This is a genomic window from Streptomyces sp. NPDC027672, assembly GCF_055566335.1.
Genome location: NZ_JBVHSO010000009.1, coordinates 44555 through 70447, shown reverse-complemented (window position 1 = coordinate 70447; position 25893 = coordinate 44555). Strand labels below are relative to the sequence as shown.

Genomic DNA, 25893 nt, shown 5'->3' with positions numbered 1-25893 from the left:
GTTCAGCCCGCCGGTGCGGCGGGCGGTCTCACGCGCCGAACGTGTGGAGCGTCGTCGTCCGGTACGTCTGCCCCGGCCGGAGCACCGTCGACGGGAACTGCGGGTGGTTCGGCGAGTCCGGGAAGGACTGCGTCTCCAGGCACAGGGCGTCGCCCTGCCGGTAGGTGCGGCCACCGGTGCCGGTGAGCGTCCCGTCGAGGAAGTTGCCGGAGTAGAACTGCAGTCCCGGCCGGTCGGTGGCGATCTTCAGGGTGCGGCCGGAGCGCGGGTCGCGCAGCGTCGCGATGTGCTCGGGCCCGGCCGTGGTCCCCTTGTCCAGCACCCAGTTGTGGTCGTAGCCCTTGGCCGCCACCAGTTGCTCGTGGCCGGCCCGCAGGTCCCGGCCGATCGGCTTGGCGCGCCGGAAGTCGAACGGCGTGCCCGCGACCGGGGCCAGCTCACCGGTGGGGATCAGCCCGGAGTCGGTGGGCGTGTAGCGGGACGCGGCGATCGACAGTTCGTGGTCCTCGACGGTGCCGCTGCCCTCGCCGGCCAGGTTCCAGTAGACGTGGCTGGTGAGGTTGACGATGGTGGCCTTGTCGGTGGTGGCCGTGTAGTCGATGCGCCACTGGCCGTGCCGGGTGAGGGTGTACGTCACCGTAGCGCGCAGCGTGCCCGGGTAGCCCATCTCGCCGTCGGCGCTGGTGTAGTGCAGGCGCAGGCCGACGTCCGTGCCGTGGGTGAACGGCTCGGCCTGCCACACGCGCTTGTCGAAGCCCTGGGCGCCGCCGTGCAGGCTGTTGTCGCCGTCGTTCACGGACAGTTGGTAGGCCGTGCCGTCCAGGGTGAAGCGGCCCTTGCCGATGCGGTTGCCGTACCGGCCGATCAGGGCCCCGAAGTAGGGGCTCTTCGCCGTGTAGTCGGCGAGGTCGGCGAAGCCGGCGACCACGTTGGCGTACCGGCCGTGCCGGTCGGGCAGCTCCAGCCGCTGGACCACGCCGCCGTACTCCAGCACCTTCAGCCGGGTGCCGCCGTTCTCCAGCGACCAGCGGTGGACCTTCGTGCCGTCGGCGAGCGTGCCGAAGGGTTCCCGGACCGGCCCCCGGCGGGAGGCGGCCTCGGCCGTACCGCCGAGGGCGGTGGCGGCGAGTCCCGCCGCCGCGGCTCCCGCGATGACCGTGCGTCTGTTCAGTTCCATGGGTGCGGCTCCGTTTCCTGGACGCTCTACGAACCGGACTTGCGCTTGTTCCACACGTCGAACCCGACCGCCAGCAGCAGGGCCAGGCCCTTGATGACCTGCTGCCACTCGGTGCCGACGCTGAGGAGGTTCATGCCGTTGTTCAGCACGCCGAGGACGAGACCGCCGATGATGGCGCCGAGGACGGTGCCGACACCGCCGCTCATGGACGCGCCGCCGATGAACGAGGAGGCGATCGCCTCCAGTTCGAAGTTGACGCCCGCCTTCGGCGAGGCCGCGTTCAGCCGGGCGGCGACCACCAGACCCGCCAGGGCCGCGAGCACGCCCATGTTGAGGAAGACGTAGAAGGTGACCCGCTTGTCCTTCACACCGGACAGCTTGGCCGCCGGCAGGTTGCCGCCGATGGCGTAGACGTGCCGGCCGAAGACCGCGTTGCGCATGACGTAGCCGTAGCCGACGACCAGCGCGCCGAGGATGATCAGCACGATCGGGGCGCCCTTGTAGCTGGCGAGCAGCAGGGTGAGGACGAGGATCGCCGCCACCATGGCCGTCAGCTTCAGCAGGAACAGCCGGACCGGGACGACGTGCAGGGAGAACTCCTGCTGGCGCCGGCGGTTCTGGAACTCCTGCCACACCACGGCCGCGATCAGGACGAGTCCGAGCAGCAGGGTGAGGTTGTGGTAGTTGGTGTTCGGACCGGCCTCGGGCAGGAAGCCGTTGCCGATCTTCTGCAGGCCCTCCGGGAACGGGCCGAGCGTCTGCCCCTTGAGCAGGATCTCGGTCAGACCGCGGAAGATCAGCATCCCGGCGAGCGTGACGATGAAGGACGGTATGCCGAGGTAGGCGATCAGATAGCCCTGGACGGCGCCCGCGACGGCGCCCACCAGCAGGCACAGCACCAGCGCGACCGGCCAGGACACCCCGTGCTGCACGGTCAGCACGGCCGAGAAGGCCCCGGTGAACGCCGTGAGCGAGCCGACCGACAGGTCGATGTGCCCGGCGATGATCACCAGCATCATGCCGATCGCGAGGATCAGGATGTAGCTGTTCTGGAGCACCAGGTTGGAGACGTTGCGCGGCAGCAGCAGGTCCCCGTCGGTCCAGACCGCGAAGAGGGCCACGATCAGGCCGAGCGCGATCAGCATGCCGTACTGGCGCATGTTGCGGCGCAGACCGGTCAGCACGAGGCCGAGCAGTCCGCCGCCGGCGGCCGGTCCGCTGCCGCCCGGCGGCGCGGGGGCCGGGTTCTTGGCGGTCACATCCGTGCTCATGGTGTTACCTCTTCGTCCTTCGCCTTGTCTTTCGTCATATGGCGCATCAGCACTTCCTGCGTGGCCTCGGACCGTGGCACCTCACCGGTCAGCCGCCCGGCGGCCATCGTGTAGATGCGGTCGCACATGCCGAGCAGTTCGGGCAGTTCCGAGGAGATGAAGACCACCGCCTTGCCCTCGGCCGCCAGCCGGTCGATGACCGTGTAGATCTCGTACTTGGCGCCCACGTCGATGCCGCGGGTCGGCTCGTCCAGGATCAGCACGTCCGGCCCGGCGAAGATCCACTTGCTGAGGACGACCTTCTGCTGGTTGCCGCCCGACAGCTTGCCCACCGACTCGAACACCGTGGGCGCCTTGATGTTCATGGAGGTGCGGAAGCCCTCGGAGACCCGCCGTTCCGCGTGCTCGTCCACCACGCCCCGGCGGGCGACCTTGTGCAGCGCGGCCAGCGAGATGTTCCGGTTGATGGTGTCGATGAGGTTGAGGCCGTAGTGCTTGCGGTCCTCGGTGACGTACGCGATGCCGTGCCGGACGGCCTCCGCCACGGTCTTGGTGCGGATCTCCCGGCCGTCCTTGAGGACCGTGCCGCCCGCGTACCGGCCGTAGGCCCGCCCGAACACGCTCATCGCCAGCTCGGTGCGGCCGGCGCCCATCAGGCCCGCGATGCCGACGATCTCCCCGCGGCGGACCTGGACCGACACGTCGTCCACGACCTTGCGCTCCTGGTCGACCGGGTGGAACACGGTCCAGCCGCGGATCTCCAGCGCCGGTGCCGCGCCCTCCTCGGGTTGGTGCGGGGTGCGTTCGGGGAAGCGGTGGTCGAGGTCGCGGCCGACCATGCCGGCGATGATCCGCTCCTCGGTGGTCCCGGGCGCCCGCACGTCCAGGGTCTCGATGGACCGGCCGTCGCGGATGATCGTCACCGAGTCGGCGACCTTGCGGATCTCGTTCAGCTTGTGGGAGATGATGATCGAGGTGATGCCCTGGTGCTTCAGCTCCAGGATCAGGCCGAGCAGCTTGTCGCTGTCCTCGTCGTTCAGAGCCGCCGTCGGCTCGTCCAGGATCAGCAGCTTCACCTCCTTGGACAGCGCCTTGGCGATCTCCACGAGCTGCTGCTTGCCCACGCCGATGTCGGCGACCCGGGTCTCCGGGTGCTCGTCCAGACCGACCCGGCGCAGCAGCGCGGTGGCGTGGCGCAGGGTCTCGCGCCAGTCGATGCGTCCGCGCCGGGCGTGCTCGTTGCCGAGGAACAGGTTCTCCGCGATGGACAGCTGCGGCACCAGCGCCAGTTCCTGGTGGATGATGACGATGCCGTGCTGCTCGCTCGCCCGGATGTCCCGGAACCGGCAGAGGTCGCCCTCGAAGAGGATGTCTCCCTCGTAACTGCCGTACGGGTGGACGCCGGAGAGCACCTTCATCAGGGTGGACTTGCCGGCGCCGTTCTCCCCGCAGATGGCGTGGACCTCGCCCTGCCGGACGGTCAGGGTGACGTCCGCCAGTGCCTTGACACCGGGAAAGGTCTTGACGATCGAGCGCATTTCCAGGACGGGTCCCGCCATGGTCGTGCCTTTCACTCCGTAGGAAAAGGGCGGGTCACTTCAGGTCGGCCTCGGTGTAGTAACCGCCGTCGACCAGCACCTTGCGGTAGTTGCTCTTGTCGACGCTCACCGGCTGGAGCAGATAGGCGGGCACGACCTTGGCCCCGTTGTCGTAGGTCTTGGCGTCGTTGACCTGCGGCTTCTTGCCCTTGAGGGAGTCGTCCATCATGGTGGCGGCGATCTCCGCCAGCTTGCGCAGGTCCTTGTAGACGGTCTGCGTCTGCTGCCCGGCGATGATCGACTTCACCGAGGCCAGCTCGGCGTCCTGGCCGGTGAGGACCGGCAGCGGCTTGCCGGCCGAGCCGTAGCCGTCGGACTTCAGCGCGGACAGGATGCCGATGGAGATGCCGTCGTACGGCGAGAGCACCGCGTCGACCCGGCCGCTCTTGTACGACGAGGTGAGCAGGTCCTCCATCCGCTTCTGCGCGGTGGTGCCGTCCCAGCGCAGGGTGGTGACCTGGTTCAGCCGGGTCTGCCCGGACTTCACCACGAGCTGCTTCTTGTCGATGTACGGCTGGAGCACCTTCATGGCGCCGCCGAAGAAGTACTTGGTGTTGTTGTCGTCGTTGGAGCCGGCGAACAGCTCGATGTTGAACGGGCCCTTCTCCCCCTTGCCCAGCCCCAGCTTGTCCACGATGTACTGGCCCTGGAGCGTGCCGACCTTCTCGTTGTCGAACGAGGCGTAGTAGTCGACGTTCTTGGTGCCGAGGATCAGCCGGTCGTAGGAGATGACGGGGATGTGCGCGTCCGCCGCCTCCTGGAGCACGTTGTTCAGCGACTTGTTGTCGATCGCCGCGACGATCAGGCCCTTCACGCCCTGCGTGATCAGGTTCTCGATCTGCGAGACCTGGGTGTCCGGGTCGTCCTCGCCGTAGACCAGCTTCGCCTTGTAGCCCTTGGCCTCAAGGTCCTTGACGACGTTCTTGCCGTCGGAGATCCAGCGTTCGGAGGACTTGGTCGGCATGGCGATGCCGATGGTGGCGCCCTTGACGTCACCCGGCTTCTCCTCGCTGCCGCCCGCGCTGTCCCGCCCGCAGGCGGACAGGGCGAGCGCGAGGGAGGCGGCCATGGCGGTCGCGGCGAGTGCGGTTCTGCGGTGGGGCATGGGGATCAGTCCTTGTCGTTCTGGTCGGGGAGAGGAGCGGACACTTCGGCGGGGAAGCGGTGGAGCGGCCCGGGCAGCCGGGTGCCGAGCGGCGCCATGTCACCGTCCGCGCCGTGCCGGGCGAGCAGGTCCAGGGCGAGCCGGCCGCGCCGCACCCGCTCCCGGGCGGTGTCCAGCGTCAGGTCCCGCAGATGCGTGCCCCACGGGTAGATGCCGGGCGCCTTGGACAGGCCGAACTTCAGGTAGAGCGGCGCGCCGCGCCGGATCAGCTCGGCGACCTCGTACATCCGGATGTAGCCGCCCAGGTCGTCCGGTGCCTCGATGTACATGTCCATCGGGGCGCCGGACACCCGCCGGATCTCGGTGAGGTGGTCCAGCGTCAGATCGCTGGGCACGTTGACGGAGTCGGCGCCCAGCCGCTCGTACACGGCGTACGAGGCGGGGTTGACCGGGCCGATCAGCGCGGAGACCTTCAGCGTGGTGTCGGCCGGGATGATCCCGGCCGTGCGCGCCCGGTGCAGGGTCCACAGCACGCCCTCGTCCGCGACGAGCAGGCACTTGACGCCCAGTTCGGTGGCCCGGACGGCGTCCTCCAGGCAGCCGGCGACCGCGTCGTGGCCCCGGGCGCGCAGTCCGGCCCCCCGCGAGTCGGACCGCACCGAGCCGCCGATGTCCCAGGTGCCGCGCGGGCCGGTGAAGAGGCAGAGCTCGATGTCGCGTTCGCCGGCGGCCTCCACCATCTCGGTGATCTCGGCGTCGGTGAGCATCCACACACCGCTGCCCTGGCTGATCCGGTGGATCGGCACATCCAGGCGCGAGGCCTCCTTGAGGACGACCGCCAGGGCTTCGGGACCCTCGCACGAGGGGATCTCGGTGCGCCAGCGGCCGCCGCCGGGGAAGGTGTGGGCGGAGGCGTCGGCGGGGTCGAGGGCGGGCGCGCCGAGGCCGAGTGCGGCGAGCACCTGCTCGCCGGGCCTGCGGGCTGCCGGGGCGGAAGCGTCGGTCACAAGCTGTCCTTCGTGTTCGGTATATCGGACGAGGTTCGCGGCTCAGGGGAGGGCAAAGCGCTGGAGTACACCGGCCGGGGCGCCGTCAGGTCCGCCCCGGCCGGCGTACGGTCAGGGGCGGAGCAGCACCTTGCCCACCTTCGGGTCACCGGCGCCCACCAGCTCGATGGCCTGCGGGAACCCGGTCAGCGGCAACTCGTGCGTGACCAGCGGCAGCGGGTCCAGCAGCCCGGCGCCGAACACCCGCACGGCGTACGACCAGGCGTCCGGCGGCGCCCCGAAGACGGTGTGCACCTCCAGTTGCCGTACGACGAGGGCGGCCGGGTCGAGCCCGTCCGCGCCCGGCGCCGGGATGCCGGTGAGGACCAGCCGCCCGCCGCGCCGCAGCAGCCCGGCGGCGGTGCGCGCGGCGGACGCGGACCCGGCGGTCTCGATCACCACGTCGATGTCCTCGGGCAGCTCCTGGTCCCGCAGCCGGAAGTCGCTCGCCCCGAACCGCCGGGACAGCGGCTCCCGGTCGCCCCGGGTGCCCACCACCAGCAGCTCGGCCGGCGAGACGGCCGCCAGGAACTGCACGGCGAGCATCCCGAGCGTGCCCGTGCCGACCACCGCGACCCGCTCGCCCGGCCGGGCGTTCGCCTTCAGCGCGGCGGCCGCGATACAGGCGGCCGGCTCCAGCAGCGCGGCGGCGGTGAGGTCGGCGGTGTCCGGCAGGACGTGCAGCAGCCGGGCGGGCAGGGTGAGCGTGGCCGCCATGGCACCGGGCCGGGTGAACCCGGTCTCCTCGTACCCGGCCGTGCACAGCGTGGTCTCGCCCGCGTGACAGCGGTCGCAGACCTGGCAGTTGTGGAAGCCCTCGCCGACCACCTTGCGGCCGGTGAGCGAGCCGGGCACCCCGGCACCCACCGCCGAGACCGTCCCCGACCACTCGTGGCCGGGGGTGAGCGGGTACGTCACATAGCCTTCGGGCCGGTTGCCCTGGTACACCTCGCGGTCGCTGCCGCAGATGCCGACCGCGTGCACCGCGACCAGCGCCTCGCCGGGCCCGGGCGCGCGCGGCGTGTGGGTCTCCACCCGGTGCGCCCCCGGTGCCTCGACCAGGATCTGCGAACTCACTTGGTGCCCTTCGGCTTACGCTGCTCCCAGCCCTCGGCCCACAGGTCGAACCGCGCCTGCTGCTGCGGGAACTCGGCCGCCGCGTCCACGTCCAGCTCGACCCCGAGACCCGGCGCGTCGGACAGGTGGAAGCAGCCGTCCTCCGGGTCCACCTGGGGCGCCCCCTTGACCACCTTCTTGATCTCCGCGTCGGCGAAGTCGTTGAAGTGCTCCAGGATCTTGAAGTTCGGGGAGGTGAAGCCGACCTGGAGGGAGGCGGCGGTGAGCACGGACCCGCCCACGTTGTGCGGGGCGACGAGCATGTAGTGCGTCTCGGCGGTCGCGGCCAGCTTCCGGGTCTCCCAGATGCCGCCGATGTGGCCGACGTCGGGCTGGATGATGTCCACGGCCTGGCTGTCGAACAGCTCGCGGAACTCGATCCGGTCGTGGATGCGCTCGCCGGTGGCGACCGGGATGTCGACCTTGGCGGCGACCTTCTCCAGCGCCTTGAGGTTCTCCGGCGGCACCGGCTCCTCCAGCCAGGCCGGCTTGAAGGGCGCCATCTCCTTGGCCAGCCGGACGGCGGTGGCGGGGGAGAAGCGGCCGTGCATCTCCAGCATCAGCTCGGCGTCGGGGCCGATGGCGTCCCGTACGGCCTCGATGAGCGAGACGGCGTACAGCGTCTCCTGGTGGTCCAGCTCGAAGTGGCCGGTGCCGAAGGGGTCGATCTTCAACGCCTTGTAGCCGCGCTCCATGACGCCCTGCGCGGCCTTGTGGTACGCCTCCGGGGTCCGCTCGGTGGTGTACCAGCCGTTGGCGTACGCCTTGACCTTGTCGGTGACCTTGCCGCCGAGCAACTGCCACACCGGTACGCCCAGCGCCTTGCCCTTGATGTCCCAGCACGCCATCTCCACGACGGCGATGCCGGACATGACGATCTCGCCGGCGCGGCCGTAGTCGCCGTACTTCATCCGGCGCGCCAGGTCCTCGACGGCGAACGGATCCGACCCCAGAATGTGGTTGGCCTCTGCTTCCCGCAGGTAGCCGATGAGCGCGTCGGTGTGACCGAGCATCCTGGTCTCGCCGACTCCCGTGATCCCCTCGTCGGTGTGCACCTGGACGTAGGTCAGGTTGCGCCACGGCGTGCCGACCACGTGTGTGCTGATTCCGGTGATGCGCACGGCTGTTGCCCCTCGGTGTTCGAGATTTCGTCACACGTTCGAAATGCTGGCGTGACAGTAAGGATGGTGCGGCAGGGGTGTCAATGGGTCGAACAGGTAACGGTTTCGGCACGGCTTTCGAGAACTCTTTCGGTCCCGCACCAAACCTTCACGAGCACACCTGGAACCGGGCCCGCGCGGACTCTAGTCTTCCCGCGTCATGGACTACTGCCCCCCGTGCCGACGGCACCTGAACGGCGCCCTGGCCTGCCCCGGGTGCGGCACCCCGGCCGACCGCCTCGCCTCCACCCCGGCGGCACCGGCCGGGCCCGGTGCCGGCCCGGACGCGGGGCACGGGGACGCGGGGTACGGGCAGGAGGGCGGGCGGATCTCCGGAGGGTACGCGGACCACGCGGACCACCCTGACCAGTCGTCGCCCTCGCCGCCTGGCACGCCGTCTGACGGGCTGTCTGACGGGCTGTCGTCCATATCGTCGTCCACGTCGTCGTACGACTCGGGCGAGCCGGGCGGACCGGTCGTCGCGGGGAGCCGGCGGGACCGCAAGGCCGCCGTGCACCGGCGCCGCCGGCGCCGCGTCCTGCTGGTCGCGGCCGGCTTCGTCCTCGCCGCCGGCGGGCTCAGCCTCGCCGAACTCGGCACGGACGCGCCCTTCTCGCCGTTCGCCGGCGACACCCGGACCCCGGCCGGCGACACCTCGGCGGACGGCGCCTCCTCCACCGCGCCCGGTCGCACGGCCGGCCCGGGCGCCGTCACCTCCGCCGCCTCCCCGGGCGCGGCCGGCTCCACGGCGCCGGACGCCTCGTCCGCCGCCTCCTCCGCGTCCGCCTCCGCCTCGTCCTCCGCGCGGGACTCCGGCTCGCCCTCCGCCCGGGACACCGGCGCCTCGCGGGCGCCGGCCACGTCGGGCTCCGCCCCGGGGGACTCCGCTCCGGCGTCTTCCGCCACGACGGCGACGAGCCCCGCCGCCCCGCCGCCCAGCGCGCCCGCCACCAGCCCCACGGCCGCCCCGACGACGGTCGAGCCCACGGCCGACCCCTCGCCCGTCAAGTCCTGCGACCGCTTCCTGTGGTGGTGCACCTGAGCGCACCCGCGGCGCATCCGAAGCACGCCGGGCGCACCCAGTGCACCTCAGTGCGCCCCGTCGCATCGGCCATCCGGGGCAACCGTGACACCCGGCGGCCCTCTTGACGGTTGAGTCGAACAGGCACCTCTCGCCGTACCGGTCCGCGGAACGCCCCCGGGACGGCGGGGACGTCGTGCCGAGGGGGCAGCGAGCAGCGGGTCAGCCGAGGAGAGTGGATGACGCAGGGAATCACCGTCCAGGGCACGGTCGCCGAGGGCTTCGAGGCGGTGCGCGAGGAGTTCGCCGCCGTCGTCGCCGAGGAACGGGACGACTACGAGGGCCAGTTGTGCGCCTATGTCCACGGACGCCGGGTCGTGGACCTGTGGGCGGGCGCCGAGGTGACGGGTGACTCGCTGTACGGCGTGTACTCGGCCACGAAGGGAGCGGCCCACCTGGTCGCGGCGCTGCTCGTCCAGGACGGCACACTGGAACTGGACCGCAAAGTCACCTACTACTGGCCCGAGTTCGCCGCCGAGGGCAAGGGCGCGCTGACCCTGCGCGAACTGCTGGCGCACCGGGCCGGACTGATCGGCGCCGACACCGGGTTCACGCTCGCCGAGCTGGCCGACGACCGGATGATCGCCGAACGCCTGGCCGACCAGCGGCCGTTCTGGCGGCCGGGCGCGGCCTTCGGCTACCACGCGCTGGTGATCGGCGCGCTGACCGGCGAGGTCGTCCGCCGCGCGACGGGCCGCACACTCCAGGAGGTCTACGAGGAACGCGTCCGCGCCCCGTACGGCCTCGACTTCCACCTGGGCCTGCCGGCCGCGCACGAACCCCGCTTCCGCACGGTCCGGCCGATGCTGCCGACCCCCGCGCAGCAGGCGGAGCTGGACGCCGTGCCGGCCGGCCCGCACACCCTCGCGGCGATCGCCTACAACCGGCACGGGGAGGAGCCCACGGACCTGGCGGGCCTGCCGAACGAGCGGCTGATCCGGGAGAAGGGCCCGGCGTCGGCGGGCGGCGTCGCCTCGGCCCGCGGCCTGGCGGGCATGTACGCGGCGATGATCAGCGAGAGGGACGGCAGAACGCCGCTGCTGAAAGGGGACACCCTGGCGGAGTTCGCCCAGATCCACTCCGTGGGGTACGACCTGGTGGCCCGCGCCCACAAGTCGTACGGCCTCGGCTTCCAGGCCACCGCCGACACCTGGCACCCGTTCCTGGGGGCGGGCGCGCTCGGCCACAGCGGCGCGAGCGGCGTGCAGTCCTTCGCGGACCCGCGCGCCGGCCTCGCCTACGGCTACACCAGGCGCCGCTTCGCCTTCCCGGGCGGCGCGGCCCCCGAGAACGGCCGGCTGGCGGCGGCGGTGCACCGGGCGGCCACGGCAAGCTGAGCCGTGCGCCGGCGGGACGGGGCGGGCCGCCTCCGGCGGAAACGGGGCGGGCCGCCCTCTGGGGGACACGGCGCCGCAGCCGCACCCCGCGTCCGGGATGCGGCTGCCGCTGTGCCGGTGGCGCGGGTCAGACCAGCGTCACGGTGACGTCGCCGCGCGTCGCCTTGGAGTACGGGCACACCTGGTGCGCCTTCTCCAGCAGCTCCCGGGCGGTGGCCGCGTCGGCGTTCGGGATGTGCGCGGAGATCTCCACGATGATCCCGAAACCGTCGTCGTTCTTGCCGATGCCGACCTTGGCGGTGACGGTCGAGCCGGTGATGTCGGCGCCCTCCTGCCGGGCGACCACACCGAGCGCGCCCTGGAAGCAGGCGCTGTACCCGGCGGCGAACAGCTGCTCCGGATTGGTGCCGGCGCCGCTGCCGCCCATCTCCTTCGGCGGGTTCACGACGACGTCCAGCCTGCCGTCGTCGGTGGCGACCCGCCCGTCGCGGCCGTTCTCGGCGGTGGCGACGGCGGTGTACAGCACGTCGGACTGCGTGATGGGCATGCGGTGGTCCTCCTCCTCGGTCCACCGCGACTCGCGCCCACGATCGCGATGGATTTCGGAAAGAAGTTACCGCATGCCGAAAACTCCGGGAAGCCCGGAGCCCGCCGGCGGGCGCCCTACAGCTCGACGACCATCTTCCCGATGTTGTCGCCGCGCAGGACCCCGAGGAACGCCTCCAGGGTGTTCTCGATGCCCCGGACCACGGTCTCGCGGTACTTCAGCGCGCCCGAGGCGACCCACGGGCCGACCTCCTCGACGAACCGGGGCTGGAGGTCGTAGTGGTCGCTGACCAGGAAGCCCTCGATCCGGCCGCGGGTCTGGATCAGCCGGGCGAGGTTCCGCGGGCCGGGAGCGGGCCGGGTGTTGTTGTAGACGGAGATCATGCCGCAGACCGCGATCCGGCCGCCCTCGTTCAGCGAGCCGAGGGCCGCCTCCAGGTGGTCGCCGCCGACGTTGTCGAAGTACACGTCCACGCCGTCCGGCGCGGCCTGCCGCAACTGCTCGTCGACCGGGCCGTTCTTGTAGTTGAACGCGGCGTCGAAGCCGTACTCGTCCACCAGCAGCTTGACCTTCTCGTCGGAGCCGGCCGAGCCGATGACCCGGGAGGCGCCCTTCAGCTTGGCGATCTGGCCCACCTGGCTGCCCACGGCCCCGGCCGCGCCGGAGACGAACACGCTGTCGCCCTCCTTGAAGGCGGCGGTGTGCAGCAGGCCGACGTAGGCGGTCAGGCCGGTCATGCCGAGGACGCCGAGGTACGTCGACAGCGGCACGTCCAAGGCGCCCGCCTCGACCTTGACGGCGGGCACGGCCGCGGGGCCCACCTTGACGGCGTGGCGCGCGTCCACGACCGCGTACTCGCGCCAGCCGAAGAAGTGCAGCACGTGGTCGCCGGCCGCGATGCCCTCGGCGCGGGACTCGACCACCTCGCCGACCGCGCCGCCCTGCATGACCTCGCCCAGCTCGAACGGGGCGACGTACGACTTCGCGGCACTCATCCGGCCGCGCATATACGGATCGACCGAGAGGTACTTGTTCCGCACCAGCACCTGGCCCTCGCCCACGGCCGGGACGGGCGTCTCGACGAGTGCGAAGTCCTCGGGCTTCGGCCAGCCGACGGGACGGCTGAGGAGGTGCCACTCGCGGTTGATCATGACGGTGCCTTTCGATGGTGCTTCACTACCTGAAACAACGATGCGTCTGAATATTTCAGGATGTCAAGTAAGCGGGTATTCTGGCGGGCATGTCCACTCCATCGAAGCTCCGCCGCCCCGACGCCCTCACCATGGAGGTCGTCGAGCTGATCGGTGAGGTCGTGGCCCGGTTCTACGCGGACTACGAAGAGGCGGCGGCCGAGCACACGCTGACCGGCCCGCAGGCCCGGCTGCTCAGCCTGCTCTCCCTGGAGCCGCTGCCCATGCGCAAGCTGGCGCAGAAGCTGAAGTGCGAGCCGTCGAACGTGACCGGGATCGTGGACCGGCTGGAGTCCCGCGGCCTGGTGGAGCGCCGCCCCGACCCGGCCGACCGCCGGGTGAAGGTGGCCGCCGCCACGGAGGAGGGCCGCCGGGTGGCCCGGGACCTGCGCGAGGGCCTGCACTTCGCCCGCGAACCCCTCGCCGGCCTCTCCGAGGAGGAGCGGCGCTCCCTGCGGGACCTGCTGCGCCGCATGCTGGAAGCCTGACCGCCCGCGGGGACCGGGGGCCTCGGCGGTGGCCGGGCCGGGCTCCGGCGCGCTGCCGCCGGGCCGGTAAAGTCCTCGCATGCGCGATCTCGGGGTGGGGTTCGGTTATCTGCTGAAGGGCCAGCGATGGGTGGCCCGGCACGGCCGCCGGTACGGCTTCGGGCTGCTGCCCGGCCTGATCACGCTGGTGCTGTACGCCGCCGCGCTGGTCGCGCTCGCCCTGTGGGGCGAGGACGCGGTCGGCTGGGCGACCCCGTTCGCGGACGACTGGTCCAGCCCCTGGCAGGGCCTGTTCCGGGGCTTCCTGACCGCCGTCCTGTTCGCCCTCGGCCTGCTGCTGGCCGTCCTGACGTTCACGGCCGTCACCCTGCTGATAGGCCAGCCGTTCTACGAGGCCCTCTCGGAGCGGGTCGACGCCGACGTCTCGCCCGACGGCACCGCTCCCGAGTCCGGCCTGCCGCTCTGGCGCGAGCTGTGGATCTCGGCCCGGGACAGCCTGCGCATCCTGGTCCGGGCCGGCCTGTGGGGCGTCCTGCTCTTCGCCCTCGGGTTCCTGCCGTTCGCCGGGCAGACCGTCGTCCCCGTGGTCGGCTTCTTCGTCACCGGCTTCTTCCTCACCGAGGAACTGGCCGCCGTGGCCCTCCAGCGCCGGGGCGTCGACCTGCGTGCCCGCCTCGCCCTGCTCCGCTCCCGCAAGACCCTGGTCTGGGGCTTCGGCACACCTCTGGGCCTGGCCTTCCTGGTCCCGTTCGTCGCGGTGTTCCTGATGCCGGGCGCGGTCGCGGGCGCCACGCTCCTCGCCCGTGACCTGCTGGGCGAGGAGAACGCCGGCGACGGCACGGACACGGCCGAAGCGGCGAACGCCGCGCGCTGACTGCGACGCTCGCCGTGACGGAAGCGCTCGCCGTGACCGAGACGCTCGCCGTGACCGCCCGCACCGTCCGGTGGCCGGCGTTCCCGGCGCCGGCTTCCCGGTGACCGTCCGCCACCGCCGCCCCGTACGCCCGCCGCACCGCCCCGGCCCCCTGACGGCCGGGCCGTTCCCTGGCGTCCTCAGTCCACCGGTTCGCCCAGCAGCCGCAGGAAGTCCCGGAACGCCCCCGGCATGTCCACCGACCCGGGGTCCAGGAGCCACTGGTACTGCAGCCCGTCCATCACCGCCACCAGCAGCGGGGCGGCCCGCTCGGGGGTGAGCCCGTTCGGCAGCCGGTCCCCGTACCCGGCCCGCAGCGCCCCGGCCATGGTCTCCCGCACCCGCGCGTACCGCTCCGTGAAGTACCCCCGCGCCGGATGCCCCTCCGTCACGCTCTCGCCGAGCAGCGCGCAGAACGTCTGGATGATCGCCGGACGCATCGCGTTGTACTCGACCAGCGAGGCCAGCAGATCCATCCGCCACCGGGTGTCCGGCACCGCGTCCCACCGGTCCCGCTCCTGGAGCACGGCCACCAGCAGGGCGTCCTTGGCGGGGAAGTGGTGCAGCAGGCCCTGCTGGGTGAGACCGACGCGCTCGGCGACCGCCGCCAGGCTCGCCCCCCGGTAACCACGCTCGGCGATCACCTCCAGGGCAGCCCCGACGATCTCCGCGCGCCGCTCCGCGCTCCTGGCCCTCGCGTTCATGACGTCACCGTACGACATGCCCGCCCGGTATTTATAACGTAGAGGTAACGGAACCTACCGTGTCACAGGTAACTCGGGCACGATGGGTACTCCGGCACGGACTCGACGAGGAGGACCCCGATGGCGGCAGACCGGCTCACCCCGGCCGACCAGGCCCGCGAGGCGGTCGTGGAGGCCGCCCTGCGCCGGCTCGACCTCGACGCCAAGACCCGGCTGCTGGCCGGCCAGGACATGTGGACCCTGCCCGCGCTGCCCGAGATCGGACTCGCGTCGCTCGTCATGTCCGACGGCCCGATCGGCGTCCGGGGCGTGCACTGGACCGCCGACGACCCGTCCGTGGCCCTGCCCTCGCCGACCGCGCTCGCCGCCACCTGGGACCCGGGCCTCGCCCGCCGCGCCGGTGTGCTGCTGGCCCAGGAGGCCCGCCGCAAGGGCGTCCACGTCCTGCTCGCGCCCACGGTCAACCTGCACCGCTCCCCGCTCGGCGGCCGCCACTTCGAGTGCTACAGCGAGGACCCGTACCTGACCGGAGCCATCGGCACCGGCTATGTGACCGGTGTCCAGTCCGGCGGGGTCGGCACCACGGTCAAGCACTTCGTCGCCAACGACGCCGAGACCGACCGCCTCACCGTGAACAACGTGATCTCCGAACGGGCCCTGCGCGAGCTGTACCTGGCCCCGTTCGAGACCATCGTGGCGCAGGCCCGCCCGTGGGGCGTCATGACCGCCTACAACTCCGTCAACGGCACCACGATGACCGAGCACCACCACCTGGTGAACGAAGTGCTGCGCGGCGAATGGGGCTTCGACGGCTGCAACGTCTCCGACTGGACGGCCGCCCGGGACACCGTGGGGGCCGCCCGCGGCGGCCTGGACCTCGCCATGCCCGGCCCGCGCACCGTCTACGGCCCCGCGCTCGCCCGGGCCGTGCGGGAGGGCGCGGTCCCCGAGGCCACCGTCGACGCGGCCGTCCGCCGGGTGCTGCGCCTGGCCGCCCGCGTCGGCGCCCTGGCCGGCGCCGAACCGGCCGTCACCGAGCCGCCCGCACCGGTCGACGGCCGGGAGCTGGCCCGCGAGATCGCCCGCCGCTCCTTCGTCCTGGTCCGCAACGAGAACCGGGTCCTGCCGCTGAAGCCGCACGGCACCGTGGCCCTGATCGGCGCCGCCGCCCGTGACGCCCGCGTCCTCGGCGGCGGCTCCGCCACCGTCTTCCCGGCCCGGACCGTCTCCCCGCTCGACGGTCTCACCGCCGCCCTGCCCGAGGGCGCCCTCACCTACGCCGTCGGCGCCGACCCGGCCACCGAACTGGCCGTCGACGGCCGGGGCCTCACCCTGCGGGCCGTCTGCCGCGACGCCGCCGGTGACATCATCGGCACCCGCTCCGCGCCCGGCGGCCTCGTCCAGTGGATGGGCTCCGACCTGCCCGACGGCGTCACCCACGACACCCTGCACAGCGTGGAGCTGACAGGCACCTTCACCCCGCGCGAGTCCGGCCCGCACACCTTCGGCATCAAGGGCGTCGGCGCCTTCACCCTCACCGTCGACGGCACGACGTACTACGACGACGTCCAGCTCCCCGCCGAGGGCGACCCCTTCGCGGCGTTCTTCGGCGCCCCCGTCGCCCGCGCCGAGCCCGGACTCACCGCGGGGAAACCGGTGGAGATCTCCCTCACCCACGTCGTCCGGCTCCCCGAGGACCTGGCCATGAAGGTCGTCACCTTCGCGCTCGCCCACCGCGGGCCGCGGCGCGACCCGGACGAGCTGATCGCCGAGGCCGTCGAGGCCGCGCGGAACGCCGACACCGCCGTCGTCGTGGTCGCCACCACCGACCGCGTGGAGTCCGAGGGCTTCGACCGCCGTGACCTGCGGCTGCCCGGCCGTCAGGACGACCTGGTGCACGCGGTCGCCGCCGTCAACCCGCGCACCGTCGTGGTCGTCAACGCCGGTTCCCCGGTGGAACTGCCCTGGCGCGACGAGGTCGCGGCGGTCCTGCTCACCTGGTTCCCGGGCCAGGAGGGCGGAGCCGCCCTCGCCGACGTCCTCACCGGCGCCCACGAGCCCGGCGGCCGGCTGCCCACCACCTGGGGCGCCCTGACCGACGCCCCGGTCACCCAGGTCGTCCCGGTCGACGGCGAACTGCCGTACAGCGAGGACCTGTTCATCGGCTACTCCGCCTGGGAGCGGGCCGGCCGCACCCCGGCCTACCCGTTCGGCCACGGCCTCGGCTACACCGACTGGGCCTACGAGTCCCTGACCGCCGACGGCACCACCGCCCGCGTCCGCGTCCGCAACACCGGCGAGCGCCCCGGCCGCGAGACCGTCCAGCTCTACGTCTCCCCGGCCGGCCCCGGCCCCGCCCGCCCGGCCCGCCGCCTGGCCGCCTTCGCGACCGTCGAGGCCGGTCCCGGCGAGAGCGCCGAGGTCACCGTCGCACTGCCCCGCCGGGCCTTCGAGATCTGGGAGGAGACGGCGAAGACGTGGACATGTGTGAAGGGTTCGTACGACATCACGGCCGCCCGCTCGATCGGCGACCGCGGACTGACCGCGGAGATTAACGTCTGACCGGGCCCCCGCAAACGGCCCCGGTCCGGGACCTGACCCCCGGACCGGGGCAATCACCCTTCACCCGGCGTCAGCCCGCTGAAATGTCTCCGTCCCGCACCCCGAACCCGTACACCGTGCGGGAGCGGTAGGTCTCGCCGGGGCGGAGTGCCGGGCTGGGGAAGTCCGGGCGGTTGGGGGAGTCCGGGAAGTGCTGGGTCTCCAGGGCCAGGCCGGCGCACGGGGCGAACGGGGCGGGGAGGTGGTCGCCGGTGTAGAGCTGGAGGCCCGGCTCGGTCGTGGCCACCGTCAGGGTGCGGCCGGAGACCGGGTCGTGCAGCTCGGCCACCTCCTCGGCCGCCTCGGTCCGCCCCTTGTCCAGCACGAAGTTGTGGTCGTACCCGGAGCCGGTCCGGCGGGCCGTGCGGAAGTCGAGGCGGGAGCCGGTCACGTCCGCCGGCGGGCCGGCCGGGATCAGGTCCGCGTCCACCGGTGTGTACCGGGACGCCGCCAGCCGCAGCTCGTGCCCGCCCGCCGTACCGGAACCGGCGCCGCCCAGGTTCCAGTACGTGTGGTTGGTCAGGTTCACGATCGTCGGCGCGTCGGTGACCGCCTCGTAGGCGATCTCCAGCGCCCCGGACGCCGACAGCGTGTACGTCACCGTCACCGCCAGCCGCCCCGGGAACCCCTCCTCGCCGTGCGGGCTGACCCGGCTCAGCCGCAGCCCGTGCTCCACCGGCGTCACGTCCCACACCCGCCGGTCGAAACCGCGCTCGCCGCCGTGCAGCGAGTTGCGGCCTTCGTTGCGCGCCAGCGCGTACGTGCGGCCGTCCAGCGTGAACCGGCCGCCCGCGATCCGGTTCGCGTACCGGCCGATCACGGCGCCCAAGTACGGCTCCGGGTGCTTCAGATAGCCGTCCAGGTCCGGGAACCCCAGCACCACGTCCGCCGTCCGCCCGGCCCGGTCCGGGACCTCGGCCGACTGCACGATCCCGCCGTACGACAGCACCCGCACCCGCACCCCGGCGCGCTCCAGCGTCCAGCGGTGCACCGGGGTTCCGTCGGAAAGTGTGCCGAAAAGTTCGTTCATGCGGGAAACCCTAGGTCACGGGGTGCGCGCCGTGACCCTCCGGTACGCGATCTCCGCCAGCCGCGCCTGACCGTCCTTGCTGGGGTGGAACCAGTCCCACTGGCTGAGCTGACCGGTGCCGAAGCGGTAGTCGTACACCTCGTTGCCGTCGAAGCGGCAGCGGCGGTCCTCGGCGCAGACCTGTGCCAGCACCTTGTTGTACTCCACCACCCGCCGCTGCACCGTGTCCCGGCGCAGCGTCGCCGCGGTGGTCAGATCGTCCGCGTCGGCCAGCATCGACGGGCAGATGCCCAGCTTCCACACCTGCCGGCCCAGCGCGTTCGTCCGGCCCTCGGCCCACAGCCGCTTCAGGTTCGGCACGCTCGCCACGTACACCTGCGTCTTCGGCAGCTTCGCGCGCAGCGTGCGCATCGCCTTCCCGAAGTCCGCGCGGAAGTCGGCCACCGGCGTCATCGCCGCCGCCGAGGACCGGCAGGCGTCGTTCCCGCCGACCATCACCGTCACCAGCTCCGGGCGCCGGGCCGCCGCCCGCTCCAACTGCGCCGGCAGGTCGGCCACGCGGGCGCCGGTCACCGCGTAGTTCCAGCTGCGCTCCGCCGCGCCCGGCGCGCCGAGCAGCCGCACCGCCAGGCTGTCGACCGCCGCGTCGCCGCCCGTCGCCCAGGACGCCTCCGGGCAGTCCGACAGCACCGTGCAGGCGTCGAAACCGCGCGTGATGGAGTCGCCCACCGCGGCGATCGAGTCGGGGCTGACGTCCCACAGCGGGGCCCGGGCCGCGCCCGCCGCCGTGCCCGCCGGCCGCGGCGCGCCGCCGGCCCCGGCCTGGCATCCGGCCACGGCCAGCACCCCGGCCGTCACGGCCCCGAGAGCGGCCCGCACACGGCTGCTTCGCTTCCGCATCCCTGCTGTTCCCCTCGCTCGACGGCCGGCACTCCCGCGCACGACGCACTCCCTCACCCGAGACAACGCGCGAGGGTTCCCGCCCGGGCGTCCGGGAACGGCAGACCCCCGCACAAGCGTCCCCCCGGGTGAATGGCGGCGGTTTCCTGGCACCGGGACCGACGGTACGTCACACTCCTTGCCCCGCCGCAAGGTAGCCTCGCCATCAGCGCGGCCGTCGTGCCACTGCCGCCAGTCAGTCCGCAAGATGTCCCGCTCTGCCCGGAGGTTCCGGTGACGACACGTGGAGTTCTGTACGTGCACTCCGCGCCGCGCGCGCTGTGCCCGCACGTCGAGTGGGCCGTCGCCGGGGTGCTCGGCACGCGCGTCGGCCTCGACTGGATCCGGCAGCCCGCGGCCCCCGGCACCTGGCGCTCGGAGTTCTCCTGGCAGGGCGCGGCCGGCATCGCCTCCCAGCTCGCCTCCGCCCTGCGCGGCTGGAAGCTGCTGCGCTTCGAGGTCACCGCCGAGCCGTGCCCGACCGCCGAGGGCGAGCGCTATAGCTGCACGCCCGACCTCGGCATCTTCCACGCCGTCACCGGCCTGCACGGCGACATCCTGATCCCGGAGGACCGCCTCCGCGCGGCCCTGGCCCGTGCCCGGCACGGCGAGACCGACCTGGCGGCGGAGATCGCCAAGCTGCTGGGCAAGCCCTGGGACGACGAACTGGAGCCGTTCCGGTACGCCGGCGAGGGCGCCCCGGTGCGCTGGCTGCACCAGGTGGTGTGAGCCGGCGCGCTCCCGGCACGCCGAAGGGCCCTCACCCGCGGGTGAGGGCCCTTCACACGTCGCTCAGAAGGTCCGGAAGGCCAGCACCACGTTGTGCCCGCCGAAGCCGAACGAGTCGTTCAGCGCGGCGATCCGGCCCTCGGGCAGCGCCCGCGCCGCGCCGCGCACGACGTCCGCGTTGACCTCGGGGTCCAGCTCGTCGATGTTGATGGTCGGCGGAGCCGTGCGGTTCACCAGCGCCAGGATCGACGCGACGGTCTCCACCCCGCCGGCGCCGCCGAGCAGGTGCCCGGTCATCGACTTCGTCGCGGAGATCGCCATGTGGTCGACGTCGTCTCCGAAGACCTTCCGCAGCGCCTTGACCTCGGCCACGTCGCCCTGCGGCGTGGACGTGGCGTGCGCGTTGACGTGCAGGATCTCGGCCGGCTTCAGATCCGTGTTGTCCAGCAGGTTCTGCAGCGCGTGCGCGATGCCGTTGCCGGACGGCTCCGGCTGCGTGATGTGGTGGGCGTCGGCGGAGATGCCCTGCCCGACCGCCTCCACGTAGATCCGGGCGCCGCGGGCCTTCGCGTGCTCCTCGGACTCCAGGACGATCACACCGGCGCCCTCGCCGAGCACGAAGCCGTCCCGGCCCGCGTCGTAGGGCCGCGAGGCGCCCTGCGGGTCGTCGTTGTTCTTGGACATCGCCATCATGTTGCCGAACGCGGCGATCGGCAGCGGGTGGATGGCGGCCTCGGTGCCACCGGCCACGACCACGTCCGCACGCCCGGTGCGGATCATCTCGATCGCGTACCCGATGGCCTCCGCGCCCGAGGCGCAGGCCGAGACCGGGGTGTGCACACCGGCGCGGGCACCCAGCTCGATCCCGACGTTGGCCGCCGGGGAGTTGGGCATCAGCATCGGCACGGTGTGCGGGGAGACGCGGCGTACGCCCTTCTCCTTGAGTACGTCGTACTGGTCCAGCAGGGTCGTCACACCGCCGATGCCGGAGGCGATGACCGCACCGAGCCGGTCGGGGTTCACGGACGCGTCCACACCGGCCTTGGCGGTGAAACCGGCGTCCTTCCAGGCCTCCTGAGCGGCGATCAGCGCGAACTGCGCGGACCGGTCCAGCTTGCGGGCCTGCGGCCGGGGGATGATCTCGCCCGGCTCCACGGCGATCTGCGCGGCGATCCGGACCGGCAGCTGAGCCGCCCACTCCTGCTCCAGCAGGCTGACACCGGACTGTCCGGCGACGAGGGCCTCCCAGGTCGAGGCTGCGTCGCCACCCAGCGGTGTGGTTGCGCCGATACCGGTGACGACCACGGTGCGATTGGTCGGGCTCACGGGAATTCTTTCTCCAACGGATACAGGAGGACTACCCCGTGTTCACGGGGATCTACGGCGCCACCGCCGGGTGGCGGGGCCTTGCAGCCTCGGGCCTAGCGCTCGGCTCAGCCCTGGTGCTTGAGGATGTACGAGGTCGCGTCGCCGACGGTCTTGAGGTTCTTGACGTCGTCGTCCGGGATCTTCACGTCGAAGCGCTCCTCGGCGGCGACGACGACCTCGACCATGGACAGCGAGTCGACGTCCAGGTCGTCGGTGAAGGACTTGTCCAGCTGGACGTCCTCGGTGGGGATCCCGGCGATCTCGTTCACGATCTCGGCGAGACCGGCGACGATCTCTTCCTGAGTGGCGGCCATGTCAGGCGCTCCTTCTTCGATATACCAGACGGTTTGTGGCATTTGTATCCGTCCCGGACCGCATGATCCGGCACGGAGTGCCTAGGGGAGGGTAACGACCGTGGCGGCGTAGACGAGACCCGCCCCGAATCCGATGACGAGCGCGGTGTCGCCGCTCTTCGCCTCCCCGGTCGCCAGGAGCCGCTCCATCGCGAGCGGGATCGAGGCGGCCGAGGTGTTGCCGGTGGTGCGGATGTCACGGGCGACCGTGACGTGCTCCGGCAGCTTCAGTGTCTTCACCATCGAGTCGATGATCCGCACATTGGCCTGGTGCGGGATGAAGACGTCCAGGTCGTCCGCGGTGATTCCGGCCGCGTCCAGCGCCTGCTGGGCGACCTTCGCCATCTCGAACACGGCCCAGCGGAACACCGCCTGGCCCTCCTGCGTGATCGCAGGGAACTTGACCGTGCCCGCGCTGTCGACGGGCAGCTCCACCGGGTCGCCGACGGCCCCCGACTGGAGCCGGGACTGCGGGAAGAAACGGTCCCAGGAGACGGTCTGCTTGATCGTCTCCGACTTGTCGCCCTCGGAGCCCCACACGGTCGGACCGATCGCCGGCTCGGCCGAGGGGCCGACGACGACCGCGCCGGCGCCGTCGCCGAACAGGAAGGCCGTGGCCCGGTCCTCCAGGTCGGTGAGGTCGCTCAGCCGCTCCACGCCGATGACGAGCACGTACTCGGCGGAACCTTCCACCACCATGCCCTTGGCCAGGGTGAGGCCGTAGCCGAAGCCCGCGCAGCCGGCCGAGATGTCGAAGGCGGCGGCCTTGTCGGTGCCCAGCTTGTCGGCGATCTCGGTGGCGACGGCCGGGGTCTGGCTGAAGTGCGAGACGGTGGAGACGACCACCGCGCCGATCCGCTCGGCGTCGATTCCGGCGTCCGCGATCGCCTTGCCGGAGGCCTCGATCGCCATCGCGGCCACGGTCTCGTCCGGACCCGCCCAGTGCCGGGTCTCGATGCCGGAACGGGAGCGGATCCACTCGTCGGAGGAGTCGATCTTCTCCAGGATCACCTCGTTGGGCACCACCCGGATCGGCCGGTAGCCGCCGACACCGAGGATGCGTGCGTACGGGGCGCCCTTGCTGGGCTTGATCTTCGCCATGTGCGGCTCCTTAGGCGCCGGCGTGCTCTGCGAGCAGAGCGCGGGCCGCGTCGAGGTCGTCGGGGGTCTTCAGCGCCAGCGTGGCGACGCCGCGCAGGGCCCGCTTGGCCAGGCCGGTCAGGGTGCCGCCCGGGCACACCTCGATGAGCGCGGTGGCGCCCAGCTCCTTGAACGTCTCCATGCACAGGTCCCAGCGGACCGGGCTGGCGACCTGGCCGACCAGCCGCTGCAGCACCTCGGCGCCGGACGCGACGACCGCGCCGTCCTTGTTGGAGACGTACGGCACCTTCGGGTCGGCCGGCGACAGGTCCGCCGCCGCCTTGGCCAGGGTCTCCACCGCGGGCGCCATGTGGGAGGTGTGGAAGGCGCCGGCCACCTTCAGCGCGACGACCTTGCGGACGCCCTCGGGCTTGTCGGCGTCCAGCGCGGCCAGCTGCTCCAGCGTGCCCGCGGCGACGACCTGGCCCGCGCCGTTGATGTTCGCCGGGGTCAGGCCCAGCTTCTGAAGGTGCTCCACGGTGACGTCGGGGTCGCCGCCGAGCAGCGCCGCCATACCGGTCTCGGTGACCGCCGCGGCGTCCGCCATCGCCAGGCCGCGCTTGCGGACCAGGCCGAGGGCGTCCCCGTCGTCCAGGACGCCGGCGAAGGCGGCGGCGGTGATCTCGCCCACACTGTGGCCCGCGACCGCGCCCGGCGCGATCTCGGAGATGTCACCGAGTGCCGCGGCCGACAGCAGTCCGGCGGCGACCAGCAGCGGCTGGGCCACCGCGGTGTCCCGGATGGCGTCGGCGTCGGCCTTGGTGCCGTAGTGGACGAGGTCCAGTCCGATGGCGTCGGACCACGCGGCGACGCGGTCCGCGGCACCGGGGAGGTCGAGCCAGGGAGTCAGGAAGCCGGGCGTCTGGGCGCCCTGGCCGGGAGCGACGAGTACGAGCACTCTCACACTCTCTCTTGGGGACGGCCGGGGCCGCCCGTGGGGACAGGGACGAAGAACACGTAGGGCTTTTGTGGGCCCCCGACAAAACCTTATGTCTGGGGGTCACCGTCGGCCAGACGCCCCAGGATGAGCGCGATCCGCAGTGTGAACGCGGATCTTACATCCGAGGGCGACCAGCCGGTGACGTCAGTCACACGTCGCAGCCGGTAGCGCACGGTGTTCGGGTGAACGAAGAGCATCCTCGCCGCGCCTTCCAGACTGCTGGCCTGCTCCAGGTACACACTCAGGGTTTCCAGCAGCGCCGAGCCGGCCTCCTCCAGCGGTCTGTAGATCTCCTCCACCAACTGCTCGCGCGCGCCGGGATCGCCCGCCATGGCCCGCTCCGGCAGCAGATCGTCCGCGAGCACCGGCCGCGGCGCGTCCGGCCAGGCGGAACACGCCTTCAGCCCGGCGGCGGCGGCCTGCGCGGACCGGGTGGCGGCCAGCAGGTCGGGTACGACGGGACCCGCGACGACCGGACCGGCGGCGAACGGCCCGATCAGCGACCGGGCGACGGCCAGCGGGTTGTCGCTGCCGCCCGCGATGACCACCAGCCGGTCCCCGAGCACCCCGGTCAGCACCTGGACCTTGGCGTGCCGGGAGGCCCGCCGGATCGCCTCCACGGTCAGCTCGCTGTCGCCGTCGGGCGCGGTGCCGAGCACGACGCACACGTGCTCGGGAGAGTTCCAGCCGAGCGCGGCGGCCCGGCTGACCGCGCCCTCGTCGGCCTCCCCGCTCAGCACGGCGTTCACCACCAGCGACTCCAGCCGCGCGTCCCAGGCCCCGCGTGCCTCGGCGGCCTGGGCGTACACCTGGGCGGTGGCGAAGGCGATCTCCCGGGCGTACACCAGCAGCGCCTCGCGCAGCACGCTCTCGTCGCCCGGGGCCGCCACCTCGTCGATGGCCGACTCCATGACCTCGATCGTGGTGCGCACCATCTCCACGGTCTGCCGCAGCGTGATGGCCCGGGTCAGCTCGCGCGGCGCGGTCCCGAAGACGTCCGTGGAGATCGCCTGGGGCGCGTCCGGGCGCCGGAACCACTCGGTGAAGGCCGCGATGCCCGCCTGGGCGACCAGTCCGATCCAGGAACGGTTCTCCGGGGGCATGGCCCGGTACCACGGCAGGGTCTCGTCCATGCGCGCGATGGCCTGCGCGGCGAGGCTCCCGGAGGACTTCTCCAGCCGCTTCAGGGTCGCGGAGTGCGAGTGGACGTCGTGGACTGCGGGGTCGCCGCTGTGGGATTCGGGTTCGGGCACGGGACAAGACTGCCTTATCCGGACGCGGGCCCGCGTCGGCGGGGGGCGGCTTCCCGGTCCGCCCGCCTCCGGTCCCCCGCGGCCCCGCCACCCCGGACGGCCGGTCCGGTTACCGTGGTGCCCGTGATCGACGTACGGCGCGCCGGTGAGCGCTATCGCGGCGGGGACCCGGAGGCCGGGATCGACACCCGGCACTCCTTCTCCTTCGGGCCGCACTACGACCCGGACAACCTCCGCTTCGGCGCGCTGATCGCCTGCAACGAGGAACGGCTCGCCCCCGGCGCCGGTTTCGACGAGCACCCGCACAGCCACACCGAGATCGTCACCTGGGTGACCGAGGGCGAGCTGACCCACCGCGACTCGGCCGGCCACGAGACCCGGGTGCGGGCCGGCGGCCTCCAGCACCTCGGCGCGGGGGCGGGCGTCCGGCACGTCGAGCGCAACGACGGGGACGTCCCGCTGGCCTTCGTCCAGATGTGGCTGACGCCACGTGTGCCGGGCGGCGAGCCCGCCTACACCCTCGTCCCCGGCCTCGCGGACGGCACGGCGTACGCCGTCCCGGCGGCGGGCGCGGTGCTGCGGGTGCGGCGGCTGGGCCCCGGGGAGCGCGCGGCGGTCCCGGCCGCCGCGTACGTGTACGCGCACGTGGTGCGCGGCGAGGTGCTGCTGGCCGGCGAGCGGCTCGGGCCCGGCGACGCGGCGCGGATCACCTCCGCCCAGGGGCTGGCGGCGGTGGGCGTGACCCCGGCCGAGCTGCTGCTGTGGGAGATGGAGCCGTAACCGCCGGCGCCGGCCGCTGCTTCAGCC

General features: G+C 72.4%; 24 protein-coding genes. 7 read left to right on the top strand and 17 right to left on the bottom strand.

Annotation, left to right across the window (positions count from 1 at the left end; translation table 11 throughout):
- Positions 1–28 precede the first annotated feature (28 nt).
- The 7 genes from ACZ4SV_RS22230 to ACZ4SV_RS22200 all read right to left on the bottom strand — a co-directional run bounded on the left by ACZ4SV_RS22230 (position 29) and on the right by ACZ4SV_RS22200 (position 8434).
- On the bottom strand, positions 29–1177 hold the full coding sequence (locus ACZ4SV_RS22230; protein WP_468006100.1) for an aldose epimerase family protein: 1149 nt from the start codon (positions 1175–1177) through the stop codon (positions 29–31).
- A gap of 26 nt (positions 1178–1203) precedes the next feature.
- Positions 1204–2448: a multiple monosaccharide ABC transporter permease gene (gene mmsB, locus ACZ4SV_RS22225; protein ID WP_365874301.1), complete on the bottom strand. Its 1245-nt coding sequence runs from the start codon at positions 2446–2448 to the stop codon at positions 1204–1206.
- Positions 2445–4007, bottom strand: a complete 1563-nt coding sequence (gene mmsA, locus ACZ4SV_RS22220) for a multiple monosaccharide ABC transporter ATP-binding protein (protein WP_397967425.1) — start codon at positions 4005–4007, stop codon at positions 2445–2447. The genes mmsB and mmsA overlap by 4 nt, the downstream gene beginning before the upstream one ends.
- 34 nt (positions 4008–4041) lie before the next feature.
- Positions 4042–5151: a multiple monosaccharide ABC transporter substrate-binding protein gene (gene chvE, locus ACZ4SV_RS22215; protein ID WP_365874297.1), complete on the bottom strand. Its 1110-nt coding sequence runs from the start codon at positions 5149–5151 to the stop codon at positions 4042–4044.
- A gap of 5 nt (positions 5152–5156) precedes the next feature.
- The gene (locus tag ACZ4SV_RS22210) at positions 5157–6158 is read right to left on the bottom strand and encodes a hypothetical protein (RefSeq protein WP_365874295.1); all 1002 of its coding nucleotides are present in this window, start codon (positions 6156–6158) and stop codon (positions 5157–5159) included.
- Positions 6159–6269: 111 nt separating this feature from the next.
- A complete protein-coding gene (locus ACZ4SV_RS22205) occupies positions 6270–7274 on the bottom strand; it encodes a zinc-dependent alcohol dehydrogenase (RefSeq protein WP_365874293.1) in 1005 nt (334 codons plus the stop codon).
- Positions 7271–8434, bottom strand: a complete 1164-nt coding sequence (locus ACZ4SV_RS22200; protein WP_397942334.1) for a mandelate racemase/muconate lactonizing enzyme family protein — start codon at positions 8432–8434, stop codon at positions 7271–7273. The genes ACZ4SV_RS22205 and ACZ4SV_RS22200 overlap by 4 nt, the downstream gene beginning before the upstream one ends.
- Positions 8435–8633: 199 nt before the next feature.
- Between ACZ4SV_RS22200 and ACZ4SV_RS22195 the strand changes: the two genes are divergently transcribed.
- Together ACZ4SV_RS22195 and ACZ4SV_RS22190 are read left to right on the top strand one after the other, a co-directional pair.
- Positions 8634–9515: an SCO2400 family protein gene (locus ACZ4SV_RS22195; RefSeq protein WP_468006099.1), complete on the top strand. Its 882-nt coding sequence runs from the start codon at positions 8634–8636 to the stop codon at positions 9513–9515.
- A gap of 218 nt (positions 9516–9733) precedes the next feature.
- The gene (locus ACZ4SV_RS22190; protein WP_468006098.1) at positions 9734–10891 is read left to right on the top strand and encodes a serine hydrolase domain-containing protein; all 1158 of its coding nucleotides are present in this window, start codon (positions 9734–9736) and stop codon (positions 10889–10891) included.
- 127 nt (positions 10892–11018) lie between these two features.
- On the opposite strand, the gene ACZ4SV_RS22185 is transcribed toward ACZ4SV_RS22190, so the two are convergent.
- Both ACZ4SV_RS22185 and ACZ4SV_RS22180 read right to left on the bottom strand, forming a co-directional pair.
- Positions 11019–11438, bottom strand: coding sequence for an organic hydroperoxide resistance protein (locus tag ACZ4SV_RS22185; protein WP_468006097.1), 420 nt, complete (start codon positions 11436–11438; stop codon positions 11019–11021).
- 116 nt (positions 11439–11554) lie between these two features.
- On the bottom strand, positions 11555–12589 hold the full coding sequence (locus tag ACZ4SV_RS22180; protein WP_365874283.1) for an NADP-dependent oxidoreductase: 1035 nt from the start codon (positions 12587–12589) through the stop codon (positions 11555–11557).
- Positions 12590–12678: 89 nt separating this feature from the next.
- Between ACZ4SV_RS22180 and ACZ4SV_RS22175 the strand changes: the two genes are divergently transcribed.
- Entirely contained in the window at positions 12679–13116 is a 438-nt protein-coding gene (locus tag ACZ4SV_RS22175; RefSeq protein WP_365874281.1) for a MarR family winged helix-turn-helix transcriptional regulator, read from the top strand.
- Between the two features lie 79 nt (positions 13117–13195).
- On the top strand, positions 13196–13990 hold the full coding sequence (locus ACZ4SV_RS22170) for an EI24 domain-containing protein (RefSeq protein ID WP_365874279.1): 795 nt from the start codon (positions 13196–13198) through the stop codon (positions 13988–13990).
- Between the two features lie 179 nt (positions 13991–14169).
- Here the strand turns inward: ACZ4SV_RS22170 and ACZ4SV_RS22165 are convergent, their stop codons facing one another.
- Positions 14170–14751, bottom strand: a complete 582-nt coding sequence (locus ACZ4SV_RS22165; protein WP_468006096.1) for a TetR/AcrR family transcriptional regulator — start codon at positions 14749–14751, stop codon at positions 14170–14172.
- Positions 14752–14853: 102 nt separating this feature from the next.
- Between ACZ4SV_RS22165 and ACZ4SV_RS22160 the strand changes: the two genes are divergently transcribed.
- Positions 14854–17295, top strand: coding sequence for a beta-glucosidase H (locus ACZ4SV_RS22160; RefSeq protein ID WP_468006095.1), 2442 nt, complete (start codon positions 14854–14856; stop codon positions 17293–17295).
- Positions 17296–17365: 70 nt separating this feature from the next.
- Here ACZ4SV_RS22160 and ACZ4SV_RS22155 read toward each other — a convergent pair whose 3' ends face one another.
- Complete coding sequence (locus ACZ4SV_RS22155; protein ID WP_468006094.1) at positions 17366–18364, bottom strand: aldose epimerase family protein; 999 nt, start codon at positions 18362–18364, stop codon at positions 17366–17368.
- Between the two features lie 15 nt (positions 18365–18379).
- Positions 18380–19264 carry an SGNH/GDSL hydrolase family protein gene (locus ACZ4SV_RS22150; protein ID WP_468006093.1) on the bottom strand — a complete coding sequence of 295 codons (885 nt, stop codon included), beginning with the start codon at positions 19262–19264 and terminating at the stop codon, positions 18380–18382.
- A 273-nt stretch (positions 19265–19537) separates the two neighbouring features.
- Between ACZ4SV_RS22150 and ACZ4SV_RS22145 the strand changes: the two genes are divergently transcribed.
- Positions 19538–20032 carry a DUF3145 domain-containing protein gene (locus ACZ4SV_RS22145; RefSeq protein WP_365874269.1) on the top strand — a complete coding sequence of 165 codons (495 nt, stop codon included), beginning with the start codon at positions 19538–19540 and terminating at the stop codon, positions 20030–20032.
- 63 nt (positions 20033–20095) lie between these two features.
- Here the strand turns inward: ACZ4SV_RS22145 and fabF are convergent, their stop codons facing one another.
- The 5 genes from fabF to ACZ4SV_RS22120 all read right to left on the bottom strand — a co-directional run bounded on the left by fabF (position 20096) and on the right by ACZ4SV_RS22120 (position 25086).
- The gene (gene fabF, locus ACZ4SV_RS22140; protein WP_397942353.1) at positions 20096–21358 is read right to left on the bottom strand and encodes a beta-ketoacyl-ACP synthase II; all 1263 of its coding nucleotides are present in this window, start codon (positions 21356–21358) and stop codon (positions 20096–20098) included.
- A gap of 107 nt (positions 21359–21465) precedes the next feature.
- Complete coding sequence (locus tag ACZ4SV_RS22135) at positions 21466–21714, bottom strand: acyl carrier protein (RefSeq protein WP_365874265.1); 249 nt, start codon at positions 21712–21714, stop codon at positions 21466–21468.
- Positions 21715–21795: 81 nt separating this feature from the next.
- Positions 21796–22854 (bottom strand): beta-ketoacyl-ACP synthase 3, encoded by a 1059-nt coding sequence (locus tag ACZ4SV_RS22130; RefSeq protein ID WP_468006092.1) that lies wholly within the window; start codon positions 22852–22854, stop codon positions 21796–21798.
- 10 nt (positions 22855–22864) lie between these two features.
- Entirely contained in the window at positions 22865–23791 is a 927-nt protein-coding gene (locus tag ACZ4SV_RS22125) for an ACP S-malonyltransferase (RefSeq protein ID WP_365874262.1), read from the bottom strand.
- Between the two features lie 89 nt (positions 23792–23880).
- The gene (locus tag ACZ4SV_RS22120) at positions 23881–25086 is read right to left on the bottom strand and encodes a PucR family transcriptional regulator (RefSeq protein ID WP_365874260.1); all 1206 of its coding nucleotides are present in this window, start codon (positions 25084–25086) and stop codon (positions 23881–23883) included.
- A gap of 126 nt (positions 25087–25212) precedes the next feature.
- Here ACZ4SV_RS22120 and ACZ4SV_RS22115 point away from each other — a divergent pair, with 126 nt between their 5' ends.
- Complete coding sequence (locus ACZ4SV_RS22115) at positions 25213–25866, top strand: pirin family protein (protein ID WP_468006282.1); 654 nt, start codon at positions 25213–25215, stop codon at positions 25864–25866.
- Positions 25867–25893 lie beyond the last annotated feature (27 nt).

Excerpts from the sequence above, each read along its gene's own strand:
- ACZ4SV_RS22230 (WP_468006100.1), bottom strand. The coding sequence starts at position 1,177 with ATGGAACTGAACAGACGCACGGTCATCGCGGGAGCCGCGGCGGCGGGA.
- ACZ4SV_RS22175 (WP_365874281.1), top strand. The coding sequence starts at position 12,679 with ATGTCCACTCCATCGAAGCTCCGCCGCCCCGACGCCCTCACCATGGAG.
- ACZ4SV_RS22180 (WP_365874283.1), bottom strand. The coding sequence starts at position 12,589 with ATGATCAACCGCGAGTGGCACCTCCTCAGCCGTCCCGTCGGCTGGCCG.
- ACZ4SV_RS22150 (WP_468006093.1), bottom strand. The coding sequence starts at position 19,264 with ATGCGGAAGCGAAGCAGCCGTGTGCGGGCCGCTCTCGGGGCCGTGACG.
- ACZ4SV_RS22130 (WP_468006092.1), bottom strand. The coding sequence starts at position 22,854 with ATGGCGAAGATCAAGCCCAGCAAGGGCGCCCCGTACGCACGCATCCTC.
- ACZ4SV_RS22165 (WP_468006096.1), bottom strand. The coding sequence starts at position 14,751 with ATGTCGTACGGTGACGTCATGAACGCGAGGGCCAGGAGCGCGGAGCGG.
- mmsB (WP_365874301.1), bottom strand. The coding sequence starts at position 2,448 with ATGAGCACGGATGTGACCGCCAAGAACCCGGCCCCCGCGCCGCCGGGC.
- ACZ4SV_RS22155 (WP_468006094.1), bottom strand. The coding sequence starts at position 18,364 with ATGAACGAACTTTTCGGCACACTTTCCGACGGAACCCCGGTGCACCGC.
- ACZ4SV_RS22135 (WP_365874265.1), bottom strand. The coding sequence starts at position 21,714 with ATGGCCGCCACTCAGGAAGAGATCGTCGCCGGTCTCGCCGAGATCGTG.
- ACZ4SV_RS22185 (WP_468006097.1), bottom strand. The coding sequence starts at position 11,438 with ATGCCCATCACGCAGTCCGACGTGCTGTACACCGCCGTCGCCACCGCC.
- mmsA (WP_397967425.1), bottom strand. The coding sequence starts at position 4,007 with ATGGCGGGACCCGTCCTGGAAATGCGCTCGATCGTCAAGACCTTTCCC.
- ACZ4SV_RS22160 (WP_468006095.1), top strand. The coding sequence starts at position 14,854 with ATGGCGGCAGACCGGCTCACCCCGGCCGACCAGGCCCGCGAGGCGGTC.
- ACZ4SV_RS22190 (WP_468006098.1), top strand. The coding sequence starts at position 9,734 with ATGACGCAGGGAATCACCGTCCAGGGCACGGTCGCCGAGGGCTTCGAG.
- ACZ4SV_RS22170 (WP_365874279.1), top strand. The coding sequence starts at position 13,196 with ATGCGCGATCTCGGGGTGGGGTTCGGTTATCTGCTGAAGGGCCAGCGA.
- ACZ4SV_RS22195 (WP_468006099.1), top strand. The coding sequence starts at position 8,634 with ATGGACTACTGCCCCCCGTGCCGACGGCACCTGAACGGCGCCCTGGCC.
- chvE (WP_365874297.1), bottom strand. The coding sequence starts at position 5,151 with ATGCCCCACCGCAGAACCGCACTCGCCGCGACCGCCATGGCCGCCTCC.